The organism is Sphingobium sp. CR2-8, assembly GCF_035818615.1.
Taxonomy (GTDB): domain Bacteria; phylum Pseudomonadota; class Alphaproteobacteria; order Sphingomonadales; family Sphingomonadaceae; genus Sphingobium.
In genome coordinates this window covers 3,016,335-3,032,808 of record NZ_JAYKZY010000002.1, presented here as the reverse complement: position 1 = coordinate 3,032,808, position 16,474 = coordinate 3,016,335, and the positions used below count along the sequence as shown (strand labels likewise).

Below are 16,474 nucleotides of genomic sequence, written 5' to 3'. Positions count from 1 at the left end.
ATCATGCCAGTCTGCTCGCATGTGGCGCGAGCGGAGGCAAGACTAGTATTTCTATCGCTTTAGTAGAGTTTTCTGTCTCTCATAGCTTGGCGCTGGATCTTCCCATGAGGGCCGGGGTCAGCGTCCCATGCCACGGCACGCCTCAAAGCGTTAGTGGCGCGTGATCCAGATGGGGCAGGACGTGGCGGGCGAAGAGGTCGGCTTCGGCGGCATGGGGGTAGCCCGACAGGATGAAGGCGTCGATCCCTTCGGCGCGATAGGCGTTCAGCTTGGCGCGGACCTGATCGGGGTCGCCGACGATCGCCGCGCCGCAGCCGGAGCGGGCGCGGCCGATGCCGGTCCACAGATTATCCTCGACATAGCCTTCATTGCCTGCCGCTTCGCGCAGTTCGGCCTGGCGGCGGACGCCCGCCGATTGCGAGTCGAGCGAACGGGCGCGGATCGCCGCGCCTTCGGCATCGTCGAGGCGGGAGAGGAGGCGGGACGCGGCGGCGCGGGCTTCACCTTCCGTCTCGCGCACGACGACATGGACGCGATAGCCAAAGCGCAGCGTGCGGCCGCGTTTGGCCGCGCGGGCGCGCATGTCGGCGATGATGTCGCGCACCGCGGGCATCGTGTCGGGCCACATCAGATAGACGTCCGCCCCTTCGGCCGCCGCTTCGCGCGCCGCTTCCGACAGGCCGCCGAAATAGAGCGCCGGGGCGGTGCCGCCCTGGGCGATGCGGGGCGGGTCGAGTTTCAGAGTCCAGAAGTCGCCCTGATGGTCGAGCGGCTGGCCGTTCAGCAAGGTGCGCAGGATGTGCATCGCCTCGACCGTGCGGGCGTAGCGTGGGGCGCTGGCCAGCGTGTCGCCGGGCAGGTCGCTGGAGATGATGTTGATGGCAAGGCGGCCGCCCGCGATCTGGTTGATCGTCGCGATCTGGCGCGCCAGTTGCGGCGGCCAGCTTTCGCCCACGCGCACCGCCATCAGCAGCCTGATCCGCTGCGTCAGCGTGGCGATGGCGGCGGCGAAGGCGGTGGTGTCGATGCCCAGCGCATAGCCCGAGGGCAGCAGGATGTTGTCGAAGCCGCCGCTTTCGGCCGCCAGCACGATGTCGCGGCAATGCGCCCAGCTGGATTGCAGCTTCGGGTCGGGGACGCCCAGAAATTCATAATCATCGTCGCACAGCGCCGAGAACCAGGCGACTTCGCAGGGACTGAGGGCGGCGGTCATGGCAGGCGTTCGCCCAGCGACGCCTCCAGCACCGCATACCATTCGCTGCGGGTCCATTCGACCTTGAACGCGTCCACACTGCGCGCGATGCGGTCGGGCGACTGGCTGCCAACGATCGGGATGGGACGGGACGGATGCGTCATGATCCACGACAGCGCGGCGGCGGTAATGTCCACGCCATAGCGCGCGCCCTGTTCCGCGATCAGGATCGCGGCGGGATGCAGCGGCTTGGCAAGGCGACCGCCGCCCAGTGGCGACCAGGCCAGCACCGCCATGTCGCGCGCCATCGCCTGGTCGAGCGTGCCGTCATAGAGCGGCGCGGTGCGCAGGGCGGAAAATTCCGGCTGGGTGCTGACGATCGGCAGGTCGAGAAAGGCCTGCAAACTGTCCAACTCGCTGATTGCATAGTTGGACACGCCGATCGCGCGGACCTTGCCCGCTTCGACCATCTTGGTGAGGCTGGCGGCCACTTCCTGCGGGTGGGTCAGGAAATCGCGGCGATGGATCTGGTAGAGATCGACCTGCTCCACATGCATGCGGGTGAGCGAGGCATCGATCGCGTCGGCCATATAATCCGCGCCGCTATTATAGGGGATGCCGGGGCGGATGCCGCCCTTGGTCGCCAGCACCATCCGATCGCGCAGTTCCGGTGCGTCGGCCAGTATCCTGCCGAACAGCGCCTCGGCCGAACCGAAGCCGGCGGGCGTGTCGCAGCCATAGATGTCCGCCGTGTCGAGCAGGGTGATGCCTGCGTCCAGCGCGGCCTCCACCCTGGCGCGCGCGGCGGCGACATCCTCTCCGGCGAGCCGCCACATGCCCCAGGCGATCGGGAAAACGGAAATTCCACTCTTGCCGAGCGGACGTGGTTCGTTGGATAGGCGCAGCGTCGTCATGGACGGCTCAATGGCACAAGGATTATCCCAGTGGTAGACACTATACGCTATGGCATCGTCGGAACGGGCATGATGGGCGTCGAGCATATCCGCAACATCCTGATTCAGCCCGGCGCGACGATTACCGCCATAGCCGACCCTGTGGAAACGTCGCTGGGCTGGGCGCGGACCGCGCTGGGCGACAAGGCGGACGGCGTGGCGGCCCATGCCAGCGCAGCGGAACTGGTGCAGGCGGGGAATGTCGACGCGGTCGTCGTGGTGTCGCCCAATTACACCCACCGCGCGGTGCTGGAGCCGTTGCTGGACAGCGATGTCGCAATCCTGTGCGAAAAGCCGCTCTGCACGACGGTCGAGGATGCGCGCTGGGTCGTGGCACAGGTGGAGGGCCGCGCCGCGCCCTTCTGGACCGGGATGGAATATCGCTACATGCCGCCTGCCGCCGCCTTCATCGACCAGATCCATGGCGGGCGGATCGGGAAGCTCCAGATGCTGCTGATCCGCGAGCATCGCTTCCCCTTCCTGGTGAAGGTCGGCGACTGGAACCGCTTTGCCGCCAATACCGGGGGCACGATGGTGGAGAAATGCTGCCACTTCTTCGACCTGATGCGGCTGATCGTCGGGGCGGAGCCGGTGCGGGTCTATTGTTCGGGCGCGATGGACGTCAATCATCTGGACGAACGCTATGACGGGCGCACGCCCGACATTATCGACAACAGCTTCACCACGGTCGATTTCGCCAATGGCGTGCGCGCGATGCTGGACCTGTGCATGTTCGCCGACGGGGCGGAGCATCAGGAGGAGATGTCGGCGACCGGCGACAAGGCGCGGCTGGACGTGCTGATCCCGCCGGGCGACTTGGTGTTTTCGCCACGCGTCGGCTTCCTGAACGATAAGGCGGTCGAGCGGACCCATGTGCCGGTCGATCCGGCGGCGATGGCGGCGGGGTCGCATTATGGCGCGACCTTTTACCAGCATCAGGCCTTTGCGAAGGCGGTGCGCGGCGAAGGCGCGGTCGAAGTCACGGCGCTGGACGGGTTGCGCGCGGTCGCGATGGGGCAGGCCGCCGAAATCAGCGCGCGCGAAAAGCGGGTGGTGGAGATGGCCGAACTGGGGCTTTGACCGGCCAGCCATCGCCCGGAATGACGGCGCGTATGTCTGCGCGATATTGAGACTAGGTCGCATTTGCATTCATCGTGCATATGCGCGATAGCCCCGTGATAATCGTTCACGGATCGCAGCCATCGGAGCCTGGGTGACCAAGCGCGTCTTCTTTCAAATCCACTGGTTCCTGGGCATTACTGCAGGCATCGTGCTGGCGCTGATGGGCGTCACCGGGGCGGCGATGAGTTTCGAGGATGAGATCAGCGAAGCGCTGTCGCCGCGCCTGTTCGCGCCGGGCGTTCCGGCCAGGCCAGACCTGTCTCCGGATCGACTGATCGCGAAGGTGCAGGCCGATCATCCGGGCTTCTACGTCGCGCGGCTGGACTGGGAAACGGCGCGCGACCGATCGCACAGCATACGCCTGATCGCCAGCGAAGGGCGCGGCCGCCAGCAGGGGCAGGTGGACCGCGCGACCGGCGCGTGGCTGGGCGAACCGACCGGCGCGGGCTTCTTCCACCTGATGGACGAACTGCACCGCTGGCTCGCATTGCCGGGCGGCGGCAACGGGATCGGGCGACAGATCACGGCGTTCAGTGCCCTCTCTCTGATCTTCTTCGCCTTGTCCGGCCTGTATCTGCGCTGGCCGCGACAGGCGCTGGACTGGCGCGCCTGGTTCGTGCTGGACCTGCGCAAGACCGGGCGCAACCTGTGGCGCGCCCTGCATGTGGTGATCGGCACATGGGTGCTGCTCTTCTACCTGCTGAGCGCGCTGACGGGACTGTGGTGGAGTTATGATTGGTATCGGCAGGGCGTCACCTATGCGCTGACGGGCAAGGCCGGGGGCGAAGAGCGGGTGCGGGCGAAGGGGGATGGCATCGCGCCCCGCCCCCCGATCGATCCGGCCTGGACGGCGTTCCGGCAGGCCACGGGCGATCGCTATGGCTGGGTCCGCATCACGCAACCCGCGCCTGCGCAGCCGGTGAAGGCGATCAATTTCGACGCGCGCCCGACCGATGCGCGCCATATGCGCCAGACCGACCGCTACAGCTACGATCCCCGGACTTTCGCGCTGAAAAAGCGCGAGCTTTACGATCGCCGCCCGTTGGGCGTCGTCATCACCCAGAGTATGCTCGAACTGCATCGTGGCGCCTTTTTCGGCATCACCGGGCGGATCGTCATGCTGCTGACCAGCCTGACGATGCCGCTGTTCACCATCACCGGCTATCTCCTCTATTTGTCTCGGCGTCGCAAAAAGCGGGCGGCGAAGGCGCTGGAGGGGGGCATCGCCGTGCCCGAAGGCACGGGTGGGAGCGCGGGCGATCTGGTCATCGCCTATGCCAGCCAGGCCGGCACGGCCGAAATCCGGGCGCGCAACGCCGCGCTGGCGCTGGCGCAGGGGGGTGTGCGGGCACAGGTGCTGGCGATCGGCAAGCTGACGCCCGACCTGTTGGCGGCGACGCGGCGGATGCTGTTCGTCGTCAGCACCTATGGCGATGGCGAGCCGCCCGACATGGCGCGCGGCTTTGCATCACGTATTCTGGGCGGAGATGCGCAGGATCTGTCGCATCTTCGCTATGGCATATTGGCGTTGGGCGACCGCGAATATGCCGATTTCTGCGGCTTCGGGCTGCGGCTGGAGGCATGGCTGCGGGACGCGGGCGCGAGTGGGATCTTCCCGCTGATCGCGATGGACCATGGCGATGTGGTGGCCGAGCAGCAATGGCATGCGGCGCTACGCGATCTGGGCGCGGCCGACGCCATGCGCGGGCAGACCGTCATCCCCTTTGCGGACTGGAGCCTGGTGGCCCGTCATAGCCTCAATCCCGACAGCAGCGCCGCCCAGGCCTTTCACCTCCAGTTCGAACCTGCGGCCGATCGGCAGGCAGAGTGGGAAGCAGGCGACATCGTGGAGGTGCAGCCGTGCAACGCGCCGCAATCCGTGGACGCCCTGCTGGCGACACCAGCGCAGGATGCCGAGCTGATCGAACTGTCGGCGGAACTGCGCGCCCATCTGACAGGCGCGATGCTGCCCGATGCTGGAGCGCCTTTGACGAATGACGCGGTGCGCGCGCTGCGTCCTTTGCCGGTGCGCGAATATTCGGCGGCGTCGATCGCGGCGGATGGCACGCTGGACCTGGTGGTACGACAGGTGCGGGGGGAGGATGGCAGTCTTGGCATCGGGTCGGGCTGGCTGACGGCGCATCTGCCGGTTGGGTCGACCACGCGATTGCGGGTGCGGCCCAATCCCGGATTTCGCGTCGATCCGGCCCAGCAGGGGCGGCCGCTGATCCTGATCGGCAACGGCACGGGCATCGCTGGGCTGCGCGCGCATTTGCGGGCGCAGGCGCAGGGCGGGCATAAGGGGCATTGGCTGTTTTTCGGGGAGCGCAGCCGCGCCCATGAACGCTTCTTCGACGAGGAACTGTCCGGCTGGGTCGAGGACGGCACACTCGCCCGTCTGGATCGCTGTTTTTCGCGCGACGCCGATTGCGGGCGCTATGTTCAGGACAGGCTGCCCGATGTGGCGGGCGACCTTGCCGACTGGATCGCGCGGGGCGCGATCATCCTGATCTGCGGCAGCCTGGAGGGCATGGCGCAGGGGGTGCATGATGCGCTGGTCGGGATATTGGGGGACGCCGCCCTGGAACGACTGGCGGAAGAGGGGCGGTATCGCCGGGACGTCTATTAGGCCGATCGCCATCGGTGAAAATCCAACAATCATACGCAAATACTATGCGTTCGCGCTTTCCTGTCTCTCGCATTCAAATGCACCCCCGCCCTAGTTGAGGCGCGCAGACGAATCGGCGCCGCATCTTCCCTGGCGCCGGACGCCGTGCGGGAGATTCCATATGCAGGACATCCTCTGGATCGGCCTCATCTTGGGCATGCTGGCGGCGACGCTGGGCTATGCCGCCCTGTGCGACAATGCATGAGGGGTATGAGAGCCATGACCATCGACCTCTGGCTGGCGGCGCTGACCGCGATCGGCCTTCTTCTTTATCTGGTGGCCGTGCTCGCACGCCCCGAACGCTTCTGAGACGGGGGCGACCATCATGACAATCCAGGGATGGATATTGATCCTGGCCTTCGTCGGCATCCTGCTGGCGCTGGCGAAACCGGTGGGCCTGTGGCTGTTCACCTTGTACGAGGGGCGGCGCACGCCGCTCCATGCGGTGCTGGGTCCGGTCGAGCGCGGCTTCTACCGGCTGGCGGGCATCGACCCGGCCGAAGAGCAGAGCTGGCGGCGCTATGCCGTGCATATGCTGATCTTCAATGTCGCGCTGCTTCTCTTTACCTACGCGATCCTGCGGTTGCAGGGGCTGCTGCCGCTCAATCCGCTGGGCTATGCGGGGACGAGCGAACATCTGGCGTTCAATACCGCGATCAGCTTTACCGCCAACACCAATTGGCAAAGCTATGCCGGGGAATCGACCATGTCGAACCTCAGCCAGATGCTGGGCCTGACCATTCATAACTTCCTGTCGGCCGCGACCGGCATCGCGCTGGCTTTCGCGCTGTTCCGCGGCTTAGCGCGGCGCGGGGCCAAGACGATCGGCAATTTCTGGGCCGACATCACCCGGGTGACGCTTTACCTGCTCCTGCCACTCTGCTTCGTCATCGCGCTCTTCTATATCGCGAGCGGCGTGCCCCAGACGCTGGCCGGATCGGTCGATGTGACCACGCTGGAGGGCGCCAGGCAGACGATCGCGCTGGGGCCGGTGGCGAGCCAGGAAGCGATCAAGATGCTGGGCACCAATGGTGGCGGCTTCTTCAACGCGAACTCGGCGCATCCGTTCGAAAATCCCACAGCGCTCACCAATTTCGTGCAGATGCTGTCGATCTTCCTGATCGGCGTGGGCCTGACCTACACATTCGGCAAGGCCGTGGGCAATGTGCGCCAGGGCCGGGCGATCCTGGCCGCGATGCTGCTGCTGTTCCTCGCCGGGACGACGATCACCTATTGGCAGGAAGCGGCGGGCAATCCCGTCCTCCACCATCTGGGCGTCGCCGGGGGCAATATGGAGGGGAAGGAAGTCCGCTTCGGCATCGCCGCTTCGGCACTGTTCTCCGTCATCACGACCGCTGCATCCTGCGGCGCGGTCAACGCCATGCACGACAGTTTCACCGCGCTTGGCGGCATGATCCCGCTGTTCAACATGCAGTTGGGTGAAGTCGTGATCGGCGGCGTGGGTGCGGGCATCTACGGCTTCCTGCTGTTCGCCATCCTGGCCGTGTTCGTCGCGGGCCTGATGGTCGGCCGCACGCCTGAATATGTCGGCAAGAAGATCGAGAGCCGCGAAGTGAAGCTGGCGGTGCTGGCGATCGCCGTGCTGCCGCTCGTCATCCTGGGCTTCACCGCGCTGGCGTCCGTGCTGGACGCGGGCCTGGCCGGGCCGCTCAACAAGGGGCCGCACGGCTTCTCGGAAATCCTCTACGCCTTTACCAGCGCGGTGGCGAACAACGGGTCCGCCTTTGCGGGCATCAGCGCCAACACGCCCTTCTACAACGGGATGCTGGGCGTCGCGATATGGATCGGTCGCTTCTTCGTCATCGTGCCGATGCTGGCGATCGCCGGGGGGCTTGCCGCCAAGAAATATACGCCGGAGACGGCAGGCAGCTTCCCCACCACCGGGCCGCTATGGACCGGGCTGCTGGTCGGCATCGTCCTGATCGTGGGGGGCCTCACCTTCCTGCCCAGCCTAGCCCTTGGCCCTGTCGCCGATCATCTCGCGATGATCCGTGGCCAGCTTTTCTAAGAAACCGGAGCATATCCATGGCACGCACCGCGTCCAAATCGGTCTTTACCGCCGACCTGATCGTTCCTGCGATCGGCGACGCATTCCGCAAGCTTAACCCTAAGGAACTGATCCGCAACCCGGTGATGTTCACCACCGCCGTCGTCGCGGTGCTGCTGACGGCGCTGCTCGTCGTCGGGCAGGACGGTCTGTCGGTCGGCTTCAAGCTGCAACTGGTCATCTGGCTGTGGCTGACCGTCCTGTTCGGCACTTTCGCCGAAGCGATCGCCGAGGGGCGCGGCAAGGCGCAGGCCGCCTCGCTGCGCGCGACCAAGGCGGAACTGACGGCCAAGCGGCTGAAGGGCGATGGGCGGGAGGTTGATCCCGTTCCCGCCAGTGCGCTCAAGCTGGGCGATGTCGTGCTGGTCGAGACGGGCGACCTGATCCCGTCCGATGGCGAGGTCGTGTCGGGCGTCGCGTCGGTCAACGAAGCGGCCATCACCGGGGAATCCGCGCCGGTGATCCGCGAGGCGGGCGGCGACCGGTCCGCGGTGACTGCGGGCACGCGGGTGATTTCCGATGAAATCCGGGTGCGGGTCACCGTCAATCCGGGGCAGGGTTTCCTCGACCGGATGATCGCGCTGGTCGAAGGGGCCGAACGGCAGAAGACGCCCAACGAAATCGCGCTGACGCTGCTGCTGGTGGGCCTAACGATCATCTTCCTGATCGCGGTGGGCACCATTCCGGGCTTTGCCAGCTATGCGGGCGGTTCGATCCCGGTGTCGATCCTGGCGGCCTTGCTCATCACCCTCATCCCGACCACGATCGCGGCGTTGCTGTCGGCCATCGGCATTGCGGGGATGGACCGGCTGGTGCGTTTCAACGTGCTGGCGAAGTCCGGCCGCGCGGTGGAGGCGGCGGGAGACATCGACGTGCTGCTGTTGGACAAGACCGGGACGATCACCGTGGGGGATCGTCAGGCGACCGAGTTTCGTCCCGTCGGCGGCGCGACGCAGGCGCAATTGGCCGAAGCGGCGCTGCTCGCCAGCCTGGCCGACGAAACGCCCGAAGGCCGATCGATCGTGCTGCTGGCGCGCGACAGGTTCGGCCAGACCGCGACGACTTTGCCCGACGGGGCGGAGGTCATTCCCTTCACCGCGCAGACCCGCGTGTCGGGTGTCAGCATCGGTGGGTCCACCATCCAGAAGGGGGCGGTCGATTCCATCCTGAAGGCCATGCCGGTGGCGGTCGACGCGCGCGCTACGGACGAACTACGCCGCATCACGGACGAGATCGCGCGCGCCGGCGGCACCCCGCTGGCCGTGGCGAAGGATGGGCAATTGCTGGGCGCGATCTTCCTCAAGGACATCGTGAAGGCCGGTATTCGCGAGCGGTTTGGCGAGTTGCGGACCATGGGCATCCGCACGGTGATGATCACCGGCGACAATCCGCTGACCGCCGCGTCCATCGCGGCCGAGGCGGGCGTGGACGATTTCCTGGCGCAGGCGACGCCCGAAGACAAGCTGGCCCTGATCCGCAAGGAACAGGAGGGCGGGCGGCTGGTCGCCATGTGCGGCGACGGCACCAACGACGCCCCCGCGCTGGCGCAGGCGGATGTCGGCGTCGCCATGAACACCGGCACGCAGGCGGCGCGCGAGGCGGGCAACATGGTCGACCTGGACAGCGATCCCACCAAGCTGATCGAGGTCGTGGGGCTGGGCAAGCAGTTGCTGATGACGCGCGGCGCGCTCACCACCTTTTCGGTCGCCAACGACGTCGCCAAATATTTCGCGATCATCCCGGCGATGTTCGTCGTGCTTTATCCTGGCCTTGGCATCCTGAACGTCATGGGGCTGGGGACGCCGCAAAGCGCGATCCTGTCGGCGATCATCTTCAATGCGCTCATCATTCCCTGTCTGGTGCCGCTGGCTTTGAAGGGCGTGACCTATCGCCCGATCGGGGCCGGGCCCCTGCTGGCGCGCAACCTCGCCATCTATGGTCTGGGCGGGCTGATCGCGCCGTTCGTCGGCATCAAACTCATCGATCTGGCCGTCAATGGCCTGGGTCTGGCCTGAAGGAGCCTATCCCATGAACAAGGACATCCTGTCGTCGCTCCGGCCCGCTCTGGTCATGACGATCCTCTTCGCCATGCTGCTGGGCCTGGCCTATCCGCTTGCGCTGACCGGCATCGGCCAGTTGGTCTTCCCCGCGCAGGCCAATGGCAGCCTGATCGTGGCGGACGGCAAGGTCGTGGGGTCGGCCTTGATCGGTCAGGGCTTCGCCAGCGATCGCTATTTCCATCCGCGCCCTTCGGCGGCGGGCAAGGGCTATGACGGCCTTGCCTCCTCCGGCTCCAATCTGGGTCCCGCGTCGCAGGCGCTGGTCGACCGGGTGAAGGGCGACATCCAGACTTATAAGCCTGCTACACCCGATCGACCCGTTCCGTCCGATCTGGTGACCGCCTCCGCCTCGGGCCTCGATCCCCATATCACGCCCGAGGCGGCTTTTTATCAGGTGGCGCGGGTCGCGGCGGCGCGGGGGCTTGCCGCTCCCGCGATCCATGCGCTCGTCGAACGGAGCGTCGAACGCCCGCTGTTGGGCATATTGGGCGAGCCGCGCGTGAATGTGCTGGAAATCAATCGACGGCTGGATGAGATCGGCGCTACCAAGTCTTGATGAACGATCCCACCCGTCGAGACCCGGAGGCCTTCCTGCGCCAGGCGGCGCAGGAAGGTCGCGGCCGTCTCAAGATATTCCTGGGTGCGGCGCCCGGTGTCGGCAAGACCTACGAGATGCTGACCGACGGCATGCAGCGGCGCACGGCCGGGATCGACGTGGTGGTCGGCGTGGTCGAGACGCATGGCCGCAAGGAAACCGAGGCGCTGCTCAACGGCCATGAGATCGTGCCCCGGCGCGCCGTCGACCATATGGGGCACCGGCTGGGCGAGATGGATATCGACGCGATATTGGCGCGTCGGCCGCAACTCGTGCTGGTGGACGAACTGGCGCATACGAACGCAGCGGGGAGCAGGCACCCCAAACGCTATCAGGATGTCGAGGAACTGCTGGACGCGGGCATCGACGTCTATTCCACCGTCAATATCCAGCATGTCGAGAGTCTGAACGACGTGGTGGCGTCCTTCACCCGCGTGCGGGTGCGCGAAACCGTGCCCGACTCGATCCTGGAAATGTCCGAGATCGAGGTGGTCGACATCCCGCCCGACGAACTGATCGAGCGGTTGAAGGAGGGCAAGGTCTATATCCCGCAGGAGGCGACGCGGGCGCTGGGCCATTTCTTTTCCAAGTCCAACCTGACCGCCCTGCGCGAGATGGCGCTGCGCCGCGCGGCGCAGGCGGTCGATGCGCAGATGCTGGACTATGTGCGCGCCCATGCGCTGGCGGGCAGCTTCGCCGCAGGCGAGCGCATATTGGTCGCGATCGGCGAGGTGCCGAGCGCGCAGGGGTTGGTGCGCGCCGCCAAAAGGCTGGCCGACGCATTGAAGGCGCCCTGGTCCGCCGTCCATATTGAAACGCAGCGCAGCCTGGCCTTCACGCAGGCGGAGCGAGAGCAGTTGGCCGATACGATGGCGCTCGCGTCGCGGCTGGGCGCGACGACGGCGACGATACCCGCGGCGTCTGTGGTCGAGGGCTTGCAACATTATGTAGTCGATGCGCGCGCGACCCAGATCGTCATCGGCAAGTCGGCCCGGTCCTGGTGGTTCGAACTGCGCCATGGATCGGTGGTGGACAAGCTGGTGCGGGAGATTGGCGACGTGGCGGTCCATGTCCTGCCCGCCGACGATCCCGCGCCCGTGCGAAAGGGCGCGCACAAGCGTACGGCCCTTAACCGGGGCAAGCCGATCGACTATATCTGGTCGGCGGCCATGATCGCCGCGATGACGGCGCTGGGACGATTGCTGGTCGAAACGATCGATCTCAACAATATCGCGCTGCTCTATCTGATCCCCGTCATGTTCGCCGCCGCCAGCTTCGGCATACGGGCGGGCCTGTTTTCGGGGCTTTTGTCGAGCCTGGCCTATAATTTCTTCTTCCTGCCGCCCACGGGCACGCTGACGGTCGCCAACCCGGAAAATATCATCAGCATCCTGGTGTTGCTGGGCGTCGCGATCGTGACGAGCCAGTTCGCGGCGCGGGTGCGCGCGCAGGCGGACCTGGCTCAGTCCAGCGCGCGGCAGAACGCGGCGTTGGCGGGCTTTTCGCGCCAGTTGACGGCGTCGGCCAGCCGTGAAGAATTGATGCAGGCGATTTGTGCTGAGGTGTCGCGTTTGCTGTCTCTGCGCACCGTCCTGCTGCTACCGTCGCCCGACGGGCCGCAGTTGCGGGCGGCCTTCCCCCGGAGGACAGGCTGGAGCAGATCGAGAAGGCGGCGGCGCAATGGGCGATGGACAATGCGCAGCCGGCGGGGCGCGGATCGTCGACGCTGACGGCGTCCGACTGGCTGTTCCATCCGCTGCGCACCACACGGGGCGTACTGGGGGTACTGGGGCTGGCGCGCGAAGATGCCGGGCAGCCGCTGCGGTCCGACCAAATTCCGCTGTTGATGAGCCTGCTGGACCAGGCGTCGATCGCTTTCGACCGGATGGCGCTGGAAGAAGAGATGCTGGACGTGCGGCAGGTGCATGAGCGCGATCGCTTGCGGTCCGCGCTGCTCTCTTCGGTCAGCCACGACCTGCGCACCCCGCTCACCACCATCATTTCCGCCATCCACGAACTCAAGCGGCAGCATCCCTCGGACCTGCTGGATACGGTGGATGCCGAGGCGCGGCGGCTCAACCGCTTCGTCGCCAATCTGCTCGACATGGCGCGGGTGGAGGCGGGGGCCTTGCCGTTGAAGGTCGAGCCGACCGATCTGTTCGACGCGGTCGCGGGCGCGGTCCACGACACCAGACAATCGCTGGTCGGCCATGCGGTGCAGGTCGATATCCTGCCCGACATCCCGTTGGTGCGCGTCGATCCGACCCTGCTGCACCATTGCCTGATCAACCTGCTCGACAATGCGGGACGCTACGCCGATCCCGGCACGCCGGTCGTGGTCCGGGGTCGGCGCACGCCCGATGCGATCCTGCTGTCGATCCTGGACGAAGGGCCGGGTATCCCTCCGGGTGCGGAGGCGCGCGTGTTCGACACCTTCACCCGATTGGAAGGGTCGGACCGGGCCAAGCATGGCACCGGCCTGGGCCTGGCCATCGTCAAGGGCTTTGCCGAGGCGATGGGGCTGACCGTGTCCGCGTCCAACAATCTGGAACCCTATGGCGCCTGCTTCACCATCTGCGTGCCGCAATCGCTGATCATCGCCGACCTGCCCCGCGAGGACATCCTATGAAAGTGCGTCACAAGGTGCTGGTCGTGGATGACGAGCCGCATATCCGCAAGCTCATCCACGCCGCGCTGACCCGTGCCGACTATGCCATTGTCGAGGCGGAGAATGCGCGCGAGGCGCTAGAAAAGCTGAAAGCCGAGCGGCCCGACATCAGCCTGCTCGACCTGGGCCTGCCCGATCGCGACGGGCTGGAACTGGTGCCGTTGTTCAAGCAGCATAGCGACACGACGCTGATCATCGTGTCTGCGCGCGACGCGACCGACCAGAAGGTCGCCGCGCTGGACCTGGGCGCGGACGATTATCTGACCAAGCCGTTCGACACCGACGAACTGCTGGCGCGGGTCCGCGTCGCGCTGCGCAACCGGATGACGAAGGGTGGCGGCGTGACGACCGTGCGCGCTGGCGACGTGGAGATCGACCTTCTCAACCGGACGGTGCTCAAGGGGGGCAGGGAGACGCATCTGACGCCCAAGGAATATGCGGTGCTAGCGCAGCTCGCCAAATTTCCCGGCCGGGTCATCACCCATCAGCAGATCATGGCGCATGTCTGGCCCAATGAGCATGCGCATCATGTCGAATATCTGCGGGTGTTGGTGAGGACGCTCCGGCAAAAGCTGGAAAATGATCCCCAGCGGCCCCGAATCATCGGCAACGAACTGGGCATCGGCTATAGATTGCGTTTCAATGTGGAAGGCGAGACCGAAGAATTTGCGCCTGATAGTGATTGAATAGACGCGCTGATCAGCTTGTCGCGGTGACGATGTCAGCGACGTTGCAACAATCGTGCTGACCCAGGTTAGTTTCCGAAAATATTTAGCAACTTCGCGGTCATGAGGCTGTTAGTGAAAGTCTTGCCGCCACCGGTACAGGCTGATGGTCGGATTTATCCGAAATCATCCCTTGTGGCGGCCATCTTTCAGCAGACGAGGATCATCATGGCCAAAACGCCCCCGAAATCCAGCGCCCCCGATGGCATGATCACCCCCGCCGACCTTTCGCCCGCCGACATGGGTGGAGAAACGCCGCGCAACGCGACAGCGATCCCTGCCGATGCCGATATATCGCATGCTTATGCCGAACCGCAGGGCAATGGCGGGGAAACCCGTCAGAGCGCGGGCGGCGATGTCGCCACGCTGACGACGCAGCACGGCATTCCGGTGGCGGACGACCAGAACAGCCTGAAGCAGGGCGCGCGTGGTCCCACGCTGCTGGAAGATTCGCATTTCCGCGAGAAGATGTTCCATTTCGATCATGAGCGCATTCCCGAGCGCGTCGTCCATGCGCGCGGCTATGGCGCGCATGGCTATTTCGAATTGACCGACAGCCTGGCCGACGTCACCCGCGCCGACGTGTTCCAGCGCGTGGGCGAACGCACGCCCGCCTTCGTGCGCTTTTCGACCGTCGCCGGATCCAAGGGGTCGCCGGACCTCGCCCGCGACGTGCGTGGCTTTGCGGTCAAACTTTACACGCAGGAGGGGAATTGGGATCTGGTCGGCAATAATATCCCGGTCTTCTTCATCCAGGACGCGATCAAGTTCCCCGACCTGATCCACGCCGCCAAGCCCGAGCCGGATCGCGACTTCCCGCAGGCGCAGACAGCCCATGACAATTTCTGGGACTTCATCAGCCTGACGCCCGAAAGCATGCACATGATCATGTGGATCATGTCGGATCGCACCATTCCGCGCTCGCTTCGTACGATCGAGGGCTTTGGCGTCCATACCTTCCGCTTCGTGGATGCGGCAGGCAAGTCGACCTTCGTCAAGTTTCACTGGAAGCCCAAGCAGGGGCTGCAGTCGGTGGTCTGGAACGAGGCGGTCAAGATCAACGGCGCGGACCCCGATTTCCATCGCCGCGACCTGTGGGACGCGATCAACGCAGGCGATTTCCCGGAATGGGAACTGGGCGTCCAGCTGTTCGACGATGAATTCGCCGACGGTTTCGACTTCGATGTCCTCGACGCGACCAAGATCATTCCCGAAGAGCTGGTGCCGGTACGCATCGTCGGGCGGCTGGTCCTCGACCGCGTGGTCGACAATTTCTTCGCGGAAACCGAGCAGGTCGCGTTCATGACCCAGAATGTGCCGCCGGGCATCGATTTCTCGAACGATCCGCTGTTGCAGGGGCGTAATTTCTCCTACCTCGACACGCAGATCAAGCGGCTGGGCAGCACCAATTTCACCCATTTGCCGATCAATGCGCCCAAATGCCCGATGGCCCATTTCCAGCAGGACGGGCATATGGCCATGCGCAATCCCAAGGGCCGCGTGAATTACGAACCCAATAGCTGGGGGGCGACGCAGGGCGGGCCGCGCGAAGATCCGGCGAAGGGCTTCGTCAGCTTCGCCGAAACCGCCGATGGTCCCAAGCAACGGGTCCGGTCGGAAAGCTTCGCCGACCATTATAGTCAGGCGCGCCAGTTCCTGATCAGCCAGACGGAGATCGAGCAGAAGCATATCGGCGACGCGCTGGTGTTCGAACTGTCGAAGGTGGAGCGTCCCGACATCCGGTCGCGCACCGTGTCGCATCTGCGCAACATCGATGCGACGCTGGCGGAGACGGTCGCGGACGGCCTGGGCATGCCGCTGCCCGATCCGGCGGTCGCGGCGCGCGAACCCATTGCCGACCTGCCGCCTTCGGACAAGCTGAGCATCGTCAAGAACGGGCCGCCGACGTTCAAGGGGCGCAAGGTCGGCATCATGCTGAGCGATGGCGCGGACGCCGCGATCTTCAAGGCTTTGTTGAAGGCGATCGACGGCGAAGGCGCGGTCTATGAAGTCATCGCGCCCAAGATCGCGGGCGTGACGCTGTCGGACGGCACCACGGTCGCGGCCAGGCACAAGGTCGATGGCGGTCCATCGGTCCTGTTCGACGCGGTCGTCATCCTGGTGTCGGCGGAGGGCGCGGCGCTGCTGTCGCTCGACGCGGCGGCCAAGGATTTCGCGACCGATGCCTTTGCGCACTGCAAATATATCGGCATCAGCGCCGATGCCGAGGCGATCTTCGTCAAGGCGGGCATTGCCGACGATCTGGACGAGGCGTGTCTGCCTATCGCGAAGCCAGCCGATGCACAGGCCTTTATCGAGGCCTGCCGGTCGCTGCGCTACTGGCCGCGCGAGGTAGCCATCGACCTGGATGCCCAGCCAGAAAGCTGAGCCGTCCCGTCATTTCCGACAAACGGAGGGCTGGC

10 protein-coding genes and 1 pseudogene are annotated in these 16,474 nt (G+C 65.5%); 9 read left to right on the top strand and 2 right to left on the bottom strand.

Annotation, left to right across the window (positions count from 1 at the left end; translation table 11 throughout):
- Positions 1–142: 142 nt before the first annotated feature.
- Complete coding sequence (locus tag U5A82_RS18800; protein ID WP_326292392.1) at positions 143–1,213, bottom strand: LLM class flavin-dependent oxidoreductase; 1,071 nt, start codon at positions 1,211–1,213, stop codon at positions 143–145.
- Entirely contained in the window at positions 1,210–2,106 is an 897-nt protein-coding gene (locus tag U5A82_RS18795) for an aldo/keto reductase (RefSeq protein WP_326292391.1), read from the bottom strand. Before U5A82_RS18795 ends, U5A82_RS18800 begins: the two co-directional genes overlap by 4 nt.
- A gap of 30 nt (positions 2,107–2,136) precedes the next feature.
- On the opposite strand from U5A82_RS18795, the gene U5A82_RS18790 reads away from it, so the two are divergent.
- The 9 genes and pseudogenes from U5A82_RS18790 to U5A82_RS18750 all read left to right on the top strand — a co-directional run bounded on the left by U5A82_RS18790 (position 2,137) and on the right by U5A82_RS18750 (position 16,439).
- Positions 2,137–3,225 carry a Gfo/Idh/MocA family protein gene (locus U5A82_RS18790; RefSeq protein WP_326292390.1) on the top strand — a complete coding sequence of 363 codons (1,089 nt, stop codon included), beginning with the start codon at positions 2,137–2,139 and terminating at the stop codon, positions 3,223–3,225.
- A gap of 133 nt (positions 3,226–3,358) precedes the next feature.
- Entirely contained in the window at positions 3,359–5,896 is a 2,538-nt protein-coding gene (locus tag U5A82_RS18785) for a sulfite reductase flavoprotein subunit alpha (RefSeq protein WP_326292389.1), read from the top strand.
- Positions 5,897–6,154: 258 nt separating this feature from the next.
- Positions 6,155–6,244: a potassium-transporting ATPase subunit F gene (locus U5A82_RS18780; protein ID WP_192670039.1), complete on the top strand. Its 90-nt coding sequence runs from the start codon at positions 6,155–6,157 to the stop codon at positions 6,242–6,244.
- A gap of 16 nt (positions 6,245–6,260) precedes the next feature.
- Positions 6,261–7,964 (top strand): potassium-transporting ATPase subunit KdpA, encoded by a 1,704-nt coding sequence (kdpA, locus tag U5A82_RS18775; RefSeq protein WP_326292388.1) that lies wholly within the window; start codon positions 6,261–6,263, stop codon positions 7,962–7,964.
- A 17-nt stretch (positions 7,965–7,981) separates the two neighbouring features.
- Complete coding sequence (gene kdpB, locus U5A82_RS18770) at positions 7,982–10,018, top strand: potassium-transporting ATPase subunit KdpB (RefSeq protein ID WP_326292387.1); 2,037 nt, start codon at positions 7,982–7,984, stop codon at positions 10,016–10,018.
- Positions 10,019–10,031: 13 nt separating this feature from the next.
- Positions 10,032–10,619 (top strand): potassium-transporting ATPase subunit KdpC, encoded by a 588-nt coding sequence (kdpC, locus tag U5A82_RS18765; RefSeq protein WP_326292386.1) that lies wholly within the window; start codon positions 10,032–10,034, stop codon positions 10,617–10,619.
- Positions 10,619–13,287, top strand: a pseudogene (locus U5A82_RS18760) (DUF4118 domain-containing protein). The gene kdpC and the pseudogene U5A82_RS18760 overlap by 1 nt, the downstream one beginning before the upstream one ends.
- Positions 13,284–14,012: a response regulator transcription factor gene (locus U5A82_RS18755; protein WP_326292385.1), complete on the top strand. Its 729-nt coding sequence runs from the start codon at positions 13,284–13,286 to the stop codon at positions 14,010–14,012. The pseudogene U5A82_RS18760 and the gene U5A82_RS18755 overlap by 4 nt, the downstream one beginning before the upstream one ends.
- 207 nt (positions 14,013–14,219) lie before the next feature.
- A complete protein-coding gene (locus U5A82_RS18750; RefSeq protein ID WP_326292384.1) occupies positions 14,220–16,439 on the top strand; it encodes a catalase in 2,220 nt (739 codons plus the stop codon).
- Positions 16,440–16,474: the final 35 nt, after the last annotated feature.

What these genes read in the sequence shown, in the direction of transcription:
- U5A82_RS18800 (WP_326292392.1), bottom strand. Translation starts at nt 1,213, where the DNA reads ATGACCGCCGCCCTCAGTCCCTGCGAAGTCGCCTGGTTCTCGGCGCTG.
- U5A82_RS18795 (WP_326292391.1), bottom strand. Translation starts at nt 2,106, where the DNA reads ATGACGACGCTGCGCCTATCCAACGAACCACGTCCGCTCGGCAAGAGT.
- U5A82_RS18780 (WP_192670039.1), top strand. Translation starts at nt 6,155, where the DNA reads ATGACCATCGACCTCTGGCTGGCGGCGCTGACCGCGATCGGCCTTCTT.
- kdpA (WP_326292388.1), top strand. Translation starts at nt 6,261, where the DNA reads ATGACAATCCAGGGATGGATATTGATCCTGGCCTTCGTCGGCATCCTG.
- kdpB (WP_326292387.1), top strand. Translation starts at nt 7,982, where the DNA reads ATGGCACGCACCGCGTCCAAATCGGTCTTTACCGCCGACCTGATCGTT.
- kdpC (WP_326292386.1), top strand. Translation starts at nt 10,032, where the DNA reads ATGAACAAGGACATCCTGTCGTCGCTCCGGCCCGCTCTGGTCATGACG.
- U5A82_RS18755 (WP_326292385.1), top strand. Translation starts at nt 13,284, where the DNA reads ATGAAAGTGCGTCACAAGGTGCTGGTCGTGGATGACGAGCCGCATATC.
- U5A82_RS18750 (WP_326292384.1), top strand. Translation starts at nt 14,220, where the DNA reads ATGGCCAAAACGCCCCCGAAATCCAGCGCCCCCGATGGCATGATCACC.